Genomic DNA, 14,267 nt, shown 5'->3' on the forward strand with positions numbered 1-14,267 from the left:
GTCAGGAAATTTTCGACTCCAACAATTCAAGTATGAACGGCTATGGAAAATTGCTCGGATCACGGTCAATTTGCTTATTTCGTGCCAAATTCCGCCCCTTGGGCACTCCGCGATGAAGTGGCAATTGCGCTACACTGCGCGGCTTGTGCCGATTAAAGATTTTGAAGGAAAACCATGACGTTCAAGGCGCCGGACAGCCTCGCCGAGCAAATTGCTCACCACCTCGCCGAACGTATCATTCGCGGGGATCTCAAGCCTGGGGAGCGCATTCAGGAACAGAAGGTCACCTTGGCCCTCAATGTCAGCCGTGGTTCGGTCCGCGAGGCCTTGCTGATCCTCGAGCGCCGCCATCTGATCGCCATCTTGCCGCGCCGTGGTGCCCATGTGACCGAGCTCACCGAGCACAAGGTCCGCAGCCTGTGCACGCTGATGAGCGAGCTGTACATCCTGCTGGGGAACTCGGTGGCCAGCGGCTGGACACAGCAGAGCGACATGACGCCATTCCTGCAGATCCAGCAGCGCCTGGAGAGTGCCTACGAACGCCAGGACATCCGTGCCTTCGTCGAAGACAGCTTCAGCGTGATGCGCGCGGCTTATCCGTTCGCCAACAACCCCTACCTGCAGGAGACTGTCGAGAACCTGCAGCCGGCCATGAGCCGCGCCTATTACCTGGCGCTGGACCAGCGCAAGGCATCCATGAGCGAGTACCTGGCGTTGTTCGAGCAACTGCTGGCCGCGGTATTGGCCCGTGACCTGGTGCAGATCCGCCAGGTGCTGACGGCCTACGCCGAGCGCAGCAGCGATCTGGTGGTATCTGCGTTGGCGGATGCGTAAACGTGCGACTCAAGTGCATCAAGCTGGCGGGGTTCAAGTCCTTCGTCGATCCGACCACGGTGAACTTCCCCAGTAACATGGCGGCGGTGGTCGGGCCCAATGGTTGCGGCAAGTCGAACATCATCGACGCCGTGCGCTGGGTCATGGGCGAAAGCTCGGCGAAGAACCTGCGCGGCGAGTCGATGACCGACGTCATCTTCAATGGCTCCACCAGCCGCAAGCCGGTGAGCCAGGCCAGCATCGAACTGGTGTTCGACAACTCCGATGGCACCCTGGTGGGCGAGTACGCCGCCTATGCGGAAATCTCCATTCGCCGCAAGGTGACCCGCGACAGCCAGAACAGTTATTTCCTCAACGGCGCCAAATGTCGCCGTCGGGATATCACCGACATCTTCCTCGGCACTGGCCTGGGGCCACGCAGCTACTCGATCATCGAACAGGGCATGATCTCCAAGCTGATCGAAGCCAAGCCCGAGGATCTGCGCAACTTCATCGAGGAAGCCGCGGGCATCTCCAAGTACAAGGAGCGCCGGCGCGAGACGGAAAACCGCATCCGCCGCACTCACGAGAACCTCGCCCGCCTGACCGACCTGCGCGAAGAGCTGGAGCGTCAGCTCGAACGCTTGCATCGCCAGGCTCAGGCCGCCGAGAAGTATCAGGAATACAAGGCCGAGGAGCGCCAGCTCAAGGCGCAGCTGTCGGCCCTGCGCTGGCAGGCCCTGAATGAGCAGGTGGGCCAGCGCGAGTCGGTAATCGGTAGCCAGGAAGTCAGCTTCGAGGCCCTGGTGGCCGAGCAGCGCAACGCCGATGCTGCTATCGAACGCTTTCGCGACGGGCACCACGAGCTCTCCGAACGCTTCAATCTGGTGCAGGGGCGCTTCTATTCGGTGGGCGGTGACATCGCCCGGGTCGAGCAGAGCATCCAGCATGGCCAGCAGCGCCTGCGGCAGTTGCAGGACGACCTCAAGGAAGCCGAGCGCGCGCGCCTGGAAACCGAGTCGCACCTGGGGCACGACCGCACCTTGCTGGCGACCCTGGGGGAAGAGCTGGCGATGCTCGAACCCGAGCAGGAAGTCACCGCCGCCGCAGCCGAAGAAGCCGCTGCAACCTTGGAAGAAGCCGAAACCACCATGCACGGCTGGCAGGAGCAGTGGGACGCCTTCAACCTGAGTTCCGCGGAACCGCGGCGCCAGGCGGAAGTGCAGCAGTCACGCATCCAGCAGCTCGAAGGCAGCATGGAGCGGCTGTCCGAGCGCCAGCGGCGCCTGGGGGAGGAGCGCGAGTTGCTTTCGGCCGACCCGGAAGACGCGGCGATCCTCGAACTCAACGAACAACTGGCTGCCAGTGAGGCGACCCTGGAAGACCTGCAAGCCAGCGAGGAGTCCCAGGTCGAGCGTCTGGAACAACTGCGCCAGCAATTGCAGCAGGCAACCCAGGCACAGCAGCAGGCTCAGGGTGAATTGCAGCGCCTCAATGGCCGGCTGGCTTCCCTGGAAGCCTTGCAGCAGGCCGCACTGGACCCCGCCACGGGTACCGCCGAGTGGTTGCGTGAGCAGCAGTTGGCCGAACGCCCGCGCCTGGCCGATGGCATGCATGTGGAAGCGGGCTGGGAGCTGGCGGTGGAAACCGTGCTTGGCGCCGATCTGCAGGCGGTGCTGGTGGACGATTTTACCGGCCTTGACCTCGCGGGTTTCCAGCAAGGCGATCTGCGCCTGCTGAGCCAGCAAGGCGATGCAATGCGCATCCCCGGCAGCCTGCTGGACAAGGTGGAATCCACGGTGGATCTGTCGCCTTGGCTGGGTCAGGTCAAACCGGTGGAAAACCTCGAACAGGCCCTGGCCTTGCGGGGGCAACTGGCTGCCGGACAGAGCCTGATCAGCCGCGATGGCTACTGGGTCGGCCGGCATTTTTTGCGGGTGCGCCGCGCCAGCGAAGCGGAAAGCGGCGTGCTGGCCCGGGGTCAGGAAATCCAGCAATTGACCCAGGAGCGCGATGAGCGCGAAGCCAGTGTCGAGGCCCTGGAAAGCCAGTTGCTCAACCTGCGGGCCCAGCAGCGCCAGCAGGAGAACGGTCGCGAGCATCTGCGCCGTCTGCTGCAGGACGAAGCCCGCCAGCAAGGTGAGCTGAAGGCCAAGCTGTCTGCCGGCAAGGCCAAGGCCGAACAACTGACCTTGCGGCGTACCCGTCTCGATGAAGAGCTGGTGGAGCTTGGCGAACAGCGCGAGCTGGAACACGAACAGATTGGGGAGGCGCGCCTGCAATTGCAGGACGCTCTCGACAGCATGGCCCTGGACACCGAGCAGCGTGAGCTGCTGCTGGCCCAGCGCGACAGCCTGCGCGAGCGTCTTGACCGGGTGCGCCAGGAAGCGCGCCAGCACAAGGATCACGCCCACCAGTTGGCAGTGCGCATGGGCTCGCTCAAGGCCCAGCACGATTCCACCCGGCAGGCTCTGGAGCGTCTGGAGCTGCAATCCGAGCGCCTGACCGAGAAGCGCGAACAACTCAGCCTCAACCTGGAAGAAGGCGAGGCGCCATTGGAAGAGTTGCGCCTGAAGCTCGAAGAGCTGCTGGAAAAGCGCATGACCGTGGATGTGGAGCTCAAGACCGCGCAGATCGCCCTGGAAGATGCCGACCGCGAATTGCGCGATGCCGAGAAGCGCCGCAACCAGGCCGAGCAGCAGTCGCAGTTGATTCGTGGCCAGTTGGAGCAGCAGCGCATGGAATGGCAAGCCCTGACCGTGCGCCGCAAGACCTTGCAGGAGCAACTGCTGGCCGACGGCTACGACCTGGACGGCGTGCTGGCGACCCTGACCGCAGAAGCCAGCGAGCAGGCCGCCGAAGAAGAGCTGGAACGGATTGCCGCCCGGATCCAGCGCCTGGGCGCAATCAACCTGGCGGCCATCGACGAGTATCAGCAGCAGTCCGAGCGCAAGCGCTATCTGGATGCCCAGGATGCCGACCTGGTGGAGGCCCTGGAAACCCTGGAGAACGTGATCCGCAAGATCGACAAGGAAACCCGTAATCGATTCAAAGATACCTTTGATCAGATCAACGGCGGTTTGCAGGCACTCTTTCCAAAAGTTTTCGGTGGCGGCAGCGCTTATTTGGAACTGACGGGCGAAGATCTACTCGATACAGGGGTAACGATCATGGCGCGTCCTCCGGGCAAGAAGAACAGCACCATTCATTTGCTCTCCGGTGGCGAAAAGGCATTGACCGCATTGGCCCTGGTATTTGCCATCTTCAAGTTGAACCCGGCGCCGTTCTGCATGCTCGACGAAGTTGACGCACCGCTGGATGACGCTAACGTTGGACGCTACGCGAGATTGGTTAAAGAGATGTCGCAGACCGTGCAGTTCATCTATATCACCCACAACAAGATCGCCATGGAAATGGCTGATCAGTTGATGGGGGTAACGATGCACGAACCCGGTTGTTCGCGCCTGGTAGCCGTGGATGTCGAGGAGGCGATGGCGATGGTGGACTCTTGAGTCCGGGCGACTGAGGCGACTGTAGGGGGCAAGTAGGGGGGATTTTTCCCATTACCCAGCTGGCCAATCGATATATTGGCCCTAGCCGTTGCGACAGACGGTGTAAAGTTGCCTTTGGTCGTGCTAGTTTAATGTCAATTTTTCCTATGCGTGGGCAAAACGCCATTCAGAACATAGAGTTGGCGCCACGTTTTAAAGCGGTTTGCAGATTGTAAACCCCTTATTTTTCAGCATTTTTTATAGAGGCACGGGATTACATGGAAATCGGTCTGCGCGAGTGGCTGATCGTCATCGGCATTATTGTTATCGCCGGTATTCTTTTTGATGGCTGGCGGCGTATGCGCGGCGGCAAGGGGAAGTTGAAGTTCCGTCTTGATCGAAGTCTTTCCAATCTGCCGGACGATGAAGGCAGTGCCGAGCTGCTGGGCCCGCCCCGCGTTCTGGATACCCATAAAGAGCCGCAGTTGGACGAGCATGACCTGCCGTCGGTCAGCATGCCTGCCCGCGAACCGCGGGAAAGTTCTTCGTCCAAGCGCGGCAAGCGCGGTGGCGAGCCGCATCAGGGCGACCTCAACCTGGACCTGGATCTGGACAGTGGCCCGAGCTTCAGCAGCCGCGACGATGATTTCCCGGCCGAGGAAAGCAAGTCCGCGAGCCACAGCGACAAGGACCAGCCGCAAGCCGAAGAAGTGCTGGTGATCAGCGTGATCTGCCGCGACGCTGCCGGCTTCAAGGGGCCGGCCCTGTTGCAGAACATCCTGGAAAGCGGCCTGCGTTTTGGCGAGATGGATATTTTCCACCGCCACGAAAGCATGGCTGGCAACGGCGAGGTGCTGTTCTCCATGGCCAACGCGGTCAAGCCGGGCGTGTTCGACCTGGACGATATCGACCACTTCAGCACCCCGGCTGTCAGCTTCTTCCTCGGCCTGCCGGGCCCGCGTCACCCCAAGCAAGCCTTCGACGTGATGGTGGCGGCGGCGCGCAAGTTGTCTCAGGAGCTCAATGGCGAGCTCAAGGACGATCAACGCAGCGTCCTGACTGCCCAGACCATCGAACACTACCGCCAGCGCATCGTCGAATTCGAACGCCGCGCCCTGACCCAAAAGCGCTAAGCTCCTGAAGCCAGCCCCTCCATGTAGGGGCTGGCTTGTACAGGAACTGGCTTGCCAGCGAAGCCCTTGCCCCAATCTTCAGATCGAGCAGCCTAGGCTGCTCTTTTGCTTTGTGAGAGAACCCCATGACCGCCGCCGAAACCCGCATTCTTGAGCTGCGCGCTGAGCTGGACCAGCACAACTACCGCTACCACGTACTGGATGAACCCAGCATCCCGGATGCGGAATACGACCGGCTGTTCCGTGAGCTCAAGGCCCTGGAAGCCGAGCACCCTGAACTGGTGACCAGCGATTCGCCAACCCAGCGTGTCGGCAGCGCAGCGCTTTCGGCCTTCACCCAGGTGCGTCATGAAATCCCCATGCTCAGCCTCGGCAACGCTTTCGAGGAAGTCGACATGCGCGAGTTCGATCGCCGGGTCAACGAAGGCCTGGACCTGCCGGCCGGTGATCTGTTCGGTGGCGGCGCGGCGGTGGAGTACAGCTGCGAGCCCAAGCTCGATGGCCTGGCAGTCAGCCTGCTGTACCAGGATGGCGTACTGGTACGCGGCGCCACCCGTGGCGATGGCACCACCGGTGAAGACATCAGCGTCAATGTGCGTACCGTGCGCAACATTCCCCTCAAGCTGCAAGGCAGTGGCTGGCCGGCAACCCTGGAAGTGCGCGGTGAAGTGTTCATGTCCAAGGCCGGCTTCGAGCGCCTGAACGCTGCGCAACTGGAAGCGGGCGGCAAGACTTTCGCCAACCCGCGCAACGCCGCGGCGGGCAGCCTGCGCCAGCTGGATTCGAAGATCACCGCCAGTCGGCCCCTGGAGTTCTGCTGCTATGGCCTGGGCCAGGTCAGCGCGGACATCGCCGACACCCATATCGGCAACCTTGAACGGTTGAAGCAGTGGGGCATGCCCATCAGTCGTGAACTGCGGCTGGCCAAGGGCATCGACGAATGCCTGGACTACTACCGCGAGATCGGCGAGCGGCGCAATGCGTTGCCTTATGAGATCGACGGCGTGGTGTTCAAGGTCAACAGCATCGCCTCCCAGCGGGAACTGGGTTTCCGTGCCCGGGAACCGCGCTGGGCCATCGCCCACAAGTTTCCGGCCATGGAAGAGCTCACCGAGTTGCTGGACGTGGAGTTCCAGGTCGGTCGTACCGGTGCCGTGACGCCGGTGGCGCGCTTGCAGCCGGTCAAGGTGGCCGGGGTCACTGTATCCAACGCTACTTTGCACAACATGGATGAAGTGGCGCGCCTCGGCTTGATGATCGGTGACACGGTGATCATCCGCCGTGCCGGCGACGTGATTCCGCAAGTGGTGCAAGTGGTTACCGAGCGGCGCCCGGAGAACGCCCGCCCGGTGCAGATCCCCGAGAGCTGCCCGGTCTGTGGTTCCCACGTAGAGCGCACGCAACTGGTCAAGCGCAGCAAGGGCCGGGAAACCGTCAGCGAAGGTGCGGTGTATCGCTGCGTTGGCCGGCTGGCCTGCGGGGCCCAGCTCAAGCAGGCGATCATCCATTTTGTGTCCCGTCGTGCCATGGATATCGAAGGCCTGGGGGACAAGACCATCGAACAGTTGGTGGACGAGAACCTTATTGCCTCGCCGGCTGATCTCTACAGGATCAAATACGAGCAGATCATCGACCTGGAAGGCTTTGCCGAGGTGTCCAGCAACAAACTGCTCAAGGCCATCGAAGACAGCAAGCGTCCGGCCCTGGCGCGCTTCATCTATGCCCTGGGTATCCCGGATGTCGGCGAGGAAACCGCCAAGGTCCTGGCGCGCTCCCTGGGCAGCCTGGAACGGGTTCAGCAGGCACTGCCGCAAGTGCTGACCTATCTGCCGGATGTCGGTCTGGAAGTGGCTCACGAAATCCACAGCTTCTTTGAGGACAGTCATAACCAGGAAGTCATCGGTTCCCTGCTGGCGGCAGATCAATGCGGCCTGGTGCTGCAGGATCAGGGCGAACTGGGCGCCGAATTCGCCGCCAGCACCACCCTGGGCGGCATGCTCGACAAGCTCAACATCCCTTCAGTAGGCCCGGGCGCCGCGCAGAAACTGGCGGACAAGTTCGGCTCACTGCAAGGCGTGATCGAGGCCGACTGGCTGGACATGCGCCAGGCGCTGCCGGAGAAGCAGGCCAAGGCGGTGCGTGAATTCTTCGACAACCCGGCCAACGCACAACTGGCCCAGGCCATCGAACAGCAGCTGCAGGCCTTTGGCATGCATTGGCAGAGCGAGAAGAAGGTGGTTGCGGGCCTGCCGCTGGCGGGGCAGACCTGGGTGCTTACGGGCTCCCTGGAACTGATGAGCCGCGACGTGGCCAAGGACAAGCTGGAAAGCCTTGGTGCCAAGGTGGCGGGTTCGGTCTCGGCGAAGACTCACTGCGTGGTGGCCGGCCCCGGCGCCGGTTCCAAACTGGCCAAGGCCAACGAACTGGGGCTCAAGGTGCTGGACGAACAGGCCTTCGTGGCTTTCCTGACCGAGCACGGCGTCCCGACCTGACCTGTAGCCGCTGCCGTGCCTTCGGGTGCGCCTCGTCGCCAGCGGCGCAGTGGTACGAATCTTGGAACCCCACAGGCTTGCCCATGATCTAGTCTTGGCAAGCCCCAGGGAGGATTCGCCATGTACCGCTTCTTCGAGCAGCTCAGTTCCCGGATCGCCGCACCCTTCGTCGGCGACCGTTCACGTAATAGCAAACTCTGGTCCTGCCGCTGCGGGCAATCGCTGTTCTTTCGCAACAGCCAGTGCCTGGCCTGTTCGGCAATGCTTGGCTATGCACCGCACCTGGGTCTGCTGTCTTCCCTGCAGCCCGGGCCGGCGGGCGATACCTGGGTGCTGGATGCCAAGCCCGAAGCCGGCGCCTTCAGGCGTTGCGCCAACCTCGATACCCCGGCAGCCTGCAACTGGCTGCTGCCGGCGCATCTGACCGACAGCCTGTGCGTGGCCTGCAAGCTCAATCGCACCATTCCCGACCTGTCCATAGCCGAGAACCCGGAGCGCTGGCGCAAGGTGGAAATTGCCAAGCGGCGGTTGGTGGCGCAATTGCTTGACCTGGGGCTGCAGGTGATCCCCAAGGGCGAGGATGAGCAGGCCGGGCTGGCCTTCGATTTCATCGGTGTCGATCTGGAGGGCAGGGCGCCGGTTACCGGGCATGCCAACGGCCTTATTACGCTGGATATCAAGGAAGCCGACGACGCCCACCGGGAAAAGATCCGGGCCCAGATGCATGAGCCTTACCGCACCCTGCTCGGGCATTTCCGTCACGAAGTGGGGCATTACTACTGGGACCGGTTGATAGCCAACAGCCCCTGGCTGGAAGCCTTTCGCAGCCTCTTCGGCGATGAACGCTACAGCTACGCGCAAGCTCTGGAGCGGCACTATCAGAAGGGCGCGCCGGCTGGCTGGCAGCAAAGCCATGTCAGCGCCTACGCCACCATGCACCCCTGGGAAGACTGGGCGGAGACCTGGGCTCACTACCTGCACATGGTGGACGCAGTGGACACCGCCCTGGGTTTCGGCATGAGCGCCCGGGACGTCGACCTCGACTACCAGCCGTTTCCCTTGAGCAGCCTCTATGATCCGCAGCATCCAGGCGGGCCGGCGTTCCTGGCTTTCGTCAACGCCTGGATCGAACTGGCGGGCATGCTCAACGAACTGTCCCGCAGCATGGGCCAACCGGATTTCTACCCCTTCATCCTGCCGCCTGCGGTGATTGCCAAATTGCATTTCATCCACCTGGTGATCCAGCAGGAAGGCGGCCGCGCCGACGAAGTCCTGTCCCTGGACTGATCCTCGCCGTCCTGTAGGGGCGAGCTTGCTCGCGAAGGCCCCAGCGCGATTTCCCTGGTGCACCGCGATGCCTGTTTCGCCAGCAAGTTCGCCCCCACGGCAGGTGGGCCACGGCCAAGTGCTTGAAGCCCATCGAATTTTAATCTGCAGCCAGCGGTTGTAAGTTCGACTCAGATAGGTACAATGGCGCGGCTCGCCGTCAGGCGAGCGTCGTTATGGTGACCCCATCGGTCCCCCCGCAACGATTACCCGTGAACCTGGTCAGAGCCGGAAGGCAGCAGCCACAGCGGGAACATTGTGTGCCGGGGTGTGGCTGGTGGGGTTGCCTCCATAACGCTCCTCGTTGGTCCTCAACGAGATGAATCAAAATTCCTGCCAACCTTCGAGCTCGTGCAGCATTTCTGTTGACGTGCCGTTGTCGTGCGCCTTGTTTGTGGTTCGCCAATCCCTGTGTCCTGTTGGCCCGGGCGGCGGGCTCCTGGAATATCCAACGCCTTTGCATCAAGGAGTGGTCATGGCGCTAACCAGTAAGATCTCCCTCTATGACGATCGTTGGCCTGCGGCATTTGCAGGGGAGAAGGCGCGCATAGCCAAAGGCTTCGGTTGCGAGCTGATGGATATTCATCACGTGGGGAGCACTGCTGTTCCAGGATTGGCGGCCAAGCCGGAAATCGATCTGCTGGTGGTGGTCGCGGAGCAGGTGGATGAAGCCGCGCGCAATGCCTTCATGGCGACCCTGGGGTATGTCCGGGGTAGCAATCTGTCCCCTGGGCATCATTTTTACCGTCGCGATGTAGAGGGTATACGCACCCACAAGGTGCATGTCTGTGTCGCCGGTCATGAGCAGGTGGGGCGCATGCTGCGCTTTCGCGATCTGTTGCGTCAGGACAGCGGCATCCGCCAACAGTATCAGGATCTGAAGTTTCGGCTTGAGGCCAGCAATCGCGAGGGCATTGGCGAGTACCTTGCGCAGAAGGCCCCCTTTATCGACGCCCTGATGGGGGCTCAGTCATCGTGACTGCCTCGTTGTGCCCAAATGCTCGGTGTTGCCTGCAAGGTTGCTGCGGGCTGTCAGGCCCCCAGCTGCTCCCGCAGCAACTGGGCAAAGGCGTCCCTGGCGCCATGGTGTTGTACATCCTTGTGCCAGACAAAACGGTTATCCACCGGTAGCAGGTCGTCGAAGCGCTGCACGCTCAGGTTGGCCGATTGCGAATAGCGCTCCAGCACCCCTTCCGGTATCAGCGAGACCCCGGCCCCCACGCTGACGCAGCCGATGATGGTGCCCCAGCTGGCATAGCCGGTGATGGGCAGGTTCAGACCGTGCCTGCCCAACCAGTTTTCCAGGGCGCGGCGATAGGGGCAGCCCGGCGGCCACATGAACAGGTTGTGGTGCTGCAAGTCGCTGGCGCTGCGGATAGGGGCGCTGTTTCCGCTGGAGATCAGCACCAGGGGTTCGTGGTAGAGCACGGTCTGTTGCAGTTTGGCCGGCAGGCTGTCGATGGCCACCAGGGCGCCGTCGATGCGTTGGTGCAGCAGCTCTTCAAAGAGTTGCGACCAGGTTCCGGTCACCAGCTCCACGCTCACCTTCGGATAGCGCTTGTGGTATTGCGCCAGCAGGGGAGGCAGGCGCCCACCGGCGCATGACTCGATCGAGCCCAGGCGCAACAGGCCGCTGGGTTCGGCCTGGTTGTCCACCGCACGTTTGGCTTCATCCACCAGGGCCAGGATGCGTTCACTGTAGCCGAGGAAGATTTCCCCGGCGGGGCTGATCCGCAGGCCGCGTCCGACCCGGGTAAACAGCTCGGTGCCCAGCTCGCCTTCCAGCTGCTTGAGGCGGTTGGTGATATTGGACGGCACGCAATGCAGTTGCTCGGCCGCTCGGGCAATGCTGCCGGTGCGGGCCACAGCCTTCACCATTTTCAGTTGGGTCAGTTCCATTGCTCATTTCCAGTGAGGAATAACCTCAGTATCGGTTAATTGTGGTGAGTTGTGCAGGGCGGGACACTGCAGGTCCTCTTCTTGCCTCTGGATATCTGTGTCGTGATGCTCTCGCCCCTGTTCAAGCTGGTGCTGGCCACCGCTGCGGTGATTCTGTGTTGGGCCTATTCGCCGGTGGGCATCCATATCGGCCTGGAGGGCTACAGCCCCGGGCACCTGGCCTTGCTGCGGTTCCTGATTGCCTCGCTGTTCATGGCCGCAATGGCGCTGGTGCTGAAGATCTCCCTGCCGCGCTGGCGCGACCTGCCCTGGTTGCTGGTACTGGGTTTCTTCGCCATCGCTTTTCATCACGTCAGCCTCAACTACGGCCAGCAAGGGCTGAGCGCCGGAGCATCCAGCGTGCTGGCGCAGTCCGCGCCGATCTTCAGCACGCTGATCGCGTTTTTCTGGCTCAGGGAGCCGGTCAGTGGCTGGCGTTGGCTTTGTGTGGTGATCGGGCTGTTGGGGGCGGTGCTGGTGGTGGCCGGTGACAAGGGCCTGGGGGCGATCGAGCCGCGAGGGCTGCTGGTGCTTCTGGCGGCGTTTTCCTGGGGGCTGTACTTCGTCTTGCAGCGGCGCTTTTCCGGGCGTTATGGGGTGTTGACCACTGTCTGCTACATGGTCTGGGGCGGTACGCTACTGCTCTTGGTGTATGCCCCCGGGCTGACGCAGGCGGTGGCCCAGGCATCACTACGGGTGAACCTCGCGGTGCTATTGCTGGGGCTGTTTCCCAGTGCACTGGCTTACCTGGCCTGGGCCTATGTGCTGGCACGGGTCGAGGTCAGCCGCGCGTCGATCGCCATGTACCTGATTCCGCCGGTGGCGATGCTGCTGGCCGCGACGGTGCTGGGCGAAACTCTGCAGTCCAGCGTGGTGCTGGGGGCGGCAGTGGTGCTGGGTAGCGTGATGGCGATGCAATTGGACGGGCGTTGGCGTCGGCGCTTGTCGGCGACACCTGCCAATGAGGTGCCTGGCGGGCAAGGCCGCTAGTACCGGCCTTGCAAGTGACAGCGCCGCGCAATAGCGGGGCGCTGCCGGGCGGGATTCAGCTCTTTTTCTTGAACAGGCGGCCGATGAAGGCGGCAAGGCCCAATACCCCCAGGACGATGAATTTCTTGCCGGCCAGGAGCAGTACGCCGAGCTTGGCGAAGAGCCCTGCCTTGCTGGCGAGGCCGCCGGCCACCAGGGCGGCGAGCCCGTAGGAGGCCAGTTTGTCGGTGCTCGGGTTGTAGTCGGCGTAGCGGTTGCCGTCGGTGAAGTTGGTAAAGGCCAGCACCTTGGGAATCTCGCGCTTGATGGTGTCCAGGTCGTCCATTGAAGCCACGGCATTGAGTTCCAGCACGCCTTCGCGGCCCAGCACGCGGATGCTGTAGTTCAGGGTGTGACTCTGGGCGCCTTCGGCCTTGAGTTCACGGGCCCAGTACATCTTGTGCGATTGCGCGTCATAGCTTGGCTGCTCGGCCCAGCCCAGCAGGTGAATGGCGCCGTAGCCCTGTTCCTGGCGCTGCTTGTTGTCTTCCTCGTCCGCTTCCTGCATCTGCTTGAGCAGGTCCTGGTAGTCGATCTTCGCGGCGTCGTCGTCGGAGATGTGCCCATCGTTCTTGTAGCTGATGATCACGCCCCAGCCTTCGGCGGACAGCGGGCTGACGGCGCTGGGCACGATCATGCCCAGGGTGGTGAAGCCAGGTGGATTGCCCCAGCCCTCGGTGAGCAGCTTCTCGGTGTCCTTGGGGTTGAGGTAGTAGAACTCCTTGCTCAGATCGAGGCTGGCGATATCCCCGGGCAGCTTGACGTTGCCGTGGCGTGGGGAGAGCGAGGCGAGAAACTGTTCGGCGGTCTGGGGTTCGGCGTCCTTGCTCTCGGGCGCGGTGGCGGCGCTGGCAAGAAAGGGCATGGCGCAGAGGGCGGCCATGGCCATGAGGAGGCGCAGGTACTTCATCGTATTCCCTTACATTTTGTGACAAGTTGGCGGGGAGGATAACGATGAGTGCCGGGCGGCTCAATGTGGCGGCCGGTTTTATTTTGCTGCAGGGTCGGGCGCCGATACGGCGCTGTTTCAGGGCTGGCGACTCAGTCGATGGTCAGGTACAGCACCCGCAGGCGGTGGCCGTCCGGGTCGAGGGCCACCAGGGTGTAGCCGAAATCCATCTGGGTCGGCGGCTGGGCGATGGTCATGCCCAGGGCTTGCCAGTGCCGATGCAGTTCATCCACCGCTTCGCGGCTGTCCACGGCCCAGCCCAGTTCGCCGCCACCGCCGGCAGCCTGAGCGCTCGGCTGGACAGTGTGTCGGGACCAGAGGCCAAGCTTGATCCCCGAGTCGAGGATGAACAAGGCGAAAGTTGGGCCGGATTCCACCGGTGGTTTATCCAGCAAGCGGCTATAGAACTCTGCGCTGAGGGCAGGGCTGTCCACGTAGAGCAGGAAATAGGTGTTGGTGATCATGGCGACTCCAGAGGCCTTTGGATGGTGCGTTGGGCGCAAGCTTAGGGGGCTGGCCTGTCAGTTCCTGTCAGGAGTCGTCGATTGAAAAAGAGGCCGGCTTATCGGTGTCGATAAACCTGCCTCTTGGAGTTGATTTGTTGCGGGGCTCAAGGCTTGGACAAGGCCTGGTCTACCGCTGCTATCAGCTTTCCCAGATCCTTCGGGGTGGCTTTGTGAATGACACCGAACAAATAAGCCCGCTGTTCCTCTTCGTCGCCCAGATCGGCGAAGAAGGCTTTCAGCTTCACTCCCAGTACTTCGGCTAGCAGAAATAGAGCTTCAACGCTGGGGGTGTAGGTGCCGGTTTCGAAGCGGCTGATGGTTTTTGGGTCAAAACCGGTTTTTTCACCTAGTTCAGCCTGAGTAAGCCCCGCTACCTTTCGATAGCGCTTGATGGCTGCACCCAAACTTGAAATTTGCATCGCTCAATTCCCATTTAGAATCAAGAACTTAACGATAAATATTGGCATTAGACAACACCATGGTTCATCACCTTGCTTTGCAAAATGTGATGCATTTCGTAGAATCGGCGCTTCGGACAGGTATTTGGTGATCTAGTTTCAGAAGGCTGGTTTATGAAACAAGAAATCATT

11 protein-coding genes and 1 other RNA gene are annotated in these 14,267 nt (G+C 61.9%); 8 read left to right on the plus strand and 4 right to left on the minus strand.

Annotation, left to right across the window (positions count from 1 at the left end; all coding sequences use genetic code 11):
• Positions 1–174: 174 nt before the first annotated feature.
• The 7 genes from BM382_RS24755 to BM382_RS24785 all read left to right on the plus strand — a co-directional run bounded on the left by BM382_RS24755 (position 175) and on the right by BM382_RS24785 (position 10,234).
• A complete protein-coding gene (locus tag BM382_RS24755; protein ID WP_011060210.1) occupies positions 175–834 on the plus strand; it encodes a GntR family transcriptional regulator in 660 nt (219 codons plus the stop codon).
• 2 nt (positions 835–836) lie between these two features.
• Positions 837–4,325: a chromosome segregation protein SMC gene (smc, locus tag BM382_RS24760; RefSeq protein WP_072444161.1), complete on the plus strand. Its 3,489-nt coding sequence runs from the start codon at positions 837–839 to the stop codon at positions 4,323–4,325.
• A gap of 257 nt (positions 4,326–4,582) precedes the next feature.
• Positions 4,583–5,437, plus strand: a complete 855-nt coding sequence (gene zipA / locus BM382_RS24765) for a cell division protein ZipA (protein ID WP_047284900.1) — start codon at positions 4,583–4,585, stop codon at positions 5,435–5,437.
• Positions 5,438–5,562: 125 nt separating this feature from the next.
• Positions 5,563–7,929, plus strand: a complete 2,367-nt coding sequence (ligA, locus tag BM382_RS24770) for an NAD-dependent DNA ligase LigA (RefSeq protein WP_072444159.1) — start codon at positions 5,563–5,565, stop codon at positions 7,927–7,929.
• Between the two features lie 120 nt (positions 7,930–8,049).
• Positions 8,050–9,216 (plus strand): zinc-binding metallopeptidase family protein, encoded by a 1,167-nt coding sequence (locus BM382_RS24775; protein ID WP_011060214.1) that lies wholly within the window; start codon positions 8,050–8,052, stop codon positions 9,214–9,216.
• A gap of 225 nt (positions 9,217–9,441) precedes the next feature.
• Positions 9,442–9,538: signal recognition particle sRNA small type (gene ffs, locus BM382_RS24780), an RNA gene on the plus strand.
• A gap of 192 nt (positions 9,539–9,730) precedes the next feature.
• Positions 9,731–10,234 carry a GrpB family protein gene (locus BM382_RS24785; protein WP_015634772.1) on the plus strand — a complete coding sequence of 168 codons (504 nt, stop codon included), beginning with the start codon at positions 9,731–9,733 and terminating at the stop codon, positions 10,232–10,234.
• A 53-nt stretch (positions 10,235–10,287) separates the two neighbouring features.
• On the opposite strand, the gene BM382_RS24790 is transcribed toward BM382_RS24785, so the two are convergent.
• Entirely contained in the window at positions 10,288–11,154 is an 867-nt protein-coding gene (locus tag BM382_RS24790) for a LysR family transcriptional regulator (RefSeq protein ID WP_011060216.1), read from the minus strand.
• Between the two features lie 105 nt (positions 11,155–11,259).
• On the opposite strand from BM382_RS24790, the gene BM382_RS24795 reads away from it, so the two are divergent.
• Positions 11,260–12,183 (plus strand): DMT family transporter, encoded by a 924-nt coding sequence (locus BM382_RS24795; RefSeq protein WP_011060217.1) that lies wholly within the window; start codon positions 11,260–11,262, stop codon positions 12,181–12,183.
• Positions 12,184–12,238: 55 nt separating this feature from the next.
• On the opposite strand, the gene BM382_RS24800 is transcribed toward BM382_RS24795, so the two are convergent.
• From BM382_RS24800 to BM382_RS24810, 3 genes are all read right to left on the minus strand, one after another.
• Positions 12,239–13,132 (minus strand): DUF2167 domain-containing protein, encoded by an 894-nt coding sequence (locus BM382_RS24800; RefSeq protein WP_065363450.1) that lies wholly within the window; start codon positions 13,130–13,132, stop codon positions 12,239–12,241.
• A gap of 131 nt (positions 13,133–13,263) precedes the next feature.
• On the minus strand, positions 13,264–13,635 hold the full coding sequence (locus tag BM382_RS24805) for a VOC family protein (protein ID WP_011060219.1): 372 nt from the start codon (positions 13,633–13,635) through the stop codon (positions 13,264–13,266).
• A gap of 146 nt (positions 13,636–13,781) precedes the next feature.
• Positions 13,782–14,096 carry a helix-turn-helix domain-containing protein gene (locus BM382_RS24810; RefSeq protein WP_011060220.1) on the minus strand — a complete coding sequence of 105 codons (315 nt, stop codon included), beginning with the start codon at positions 14,094–14,096 and terminating at the stop codon, positions 13,782–13,784.
• Positions 14,097–14,267 lie beyond the last annotated feature (171 nt).

The sequence above is a fragment of the Pseudomonas sp. NFPP25 genome, from assembly GCF_900116505.1.
GTDB classification, from domain to species: Bacteria; Pseudomonadota; Gammaproteobacteria; order Pseudomonadales; family Pseudomonadaceae; genus Aquipseudomonas; species Aquipseudomonas protegens.

Bases quoted from the DNA above. Each gene is read 5' to 3' on its own strand.
- BM382_RS24785 (WP_015634772.1), top strand. From the start codon at position 9,731: ATGGCGCTAACCAGTAAGATCTCCCTCTATGACGATCGTTGGCCTGCG.
- BM382_RS24775 (WP_011060214.1), top strand. From the start codon at position 8,050: ATGTACCGCTTCTTCGAGCAGCTCAGTTCCCGGATCGCCGCACCCTTC.
- BM382_RS24795 (WP_011060217.1), top strand. From the start codon at position 11,260: ATGCTCTCGCCCCTGTTCAAGCTGGTGCTGGCCACCGCTGCGGTGATT.
- BM382_RS24805 (WP_011060219.1), bottom strand. From the start codon at position 13,635: ATGATCACCAACACCTATTTCCTGCTCTACGTGGACAGCCCTGCCCTC.
- BM382_RS24810 (WP_011060220.1), bottom strand. From the start codon at position 14,096: ATGCAAATTTCAAGTTTGGGTGCAGCCATCAAGCGCTATCGAAAGGTA.
- BM382_RS24755 (WP_011060210.1), top strand. From the start codon at position 175: ATGACGTTCAAGGCGCCGGACAGCCTCGCCGAGCAAATTGCTCACCAC.
- zipA (WP_047284900.1), top strand. From the start codon at position 4,583: ATGGAAATCGGTCTGCGCGAGTGGCTGATCGTCATCGGCATTATTGTT.
- BM382_RS24790 (WP_011060216.1), bottom strand. From the start codon at position 11,154: ATGGAACTGACCCAACTGAAAATGGTGAAGGCTGTGGCCCGCACCGGC.
- ligA (WP_072444159.1), top strand. From the start codon at position 5,563: ATGACCGCCGCCGAAACCCGCATTCTTGAGCTGCGCGCTGAGCTGGAC.
- BM382_RS24800 (WP_065363450.1), bottom strand. From the start codon at position 13,132: ATGAAGTACCTGCGCCTCCTCATGGCCATGGCCGCCCTCTGCGCCATG.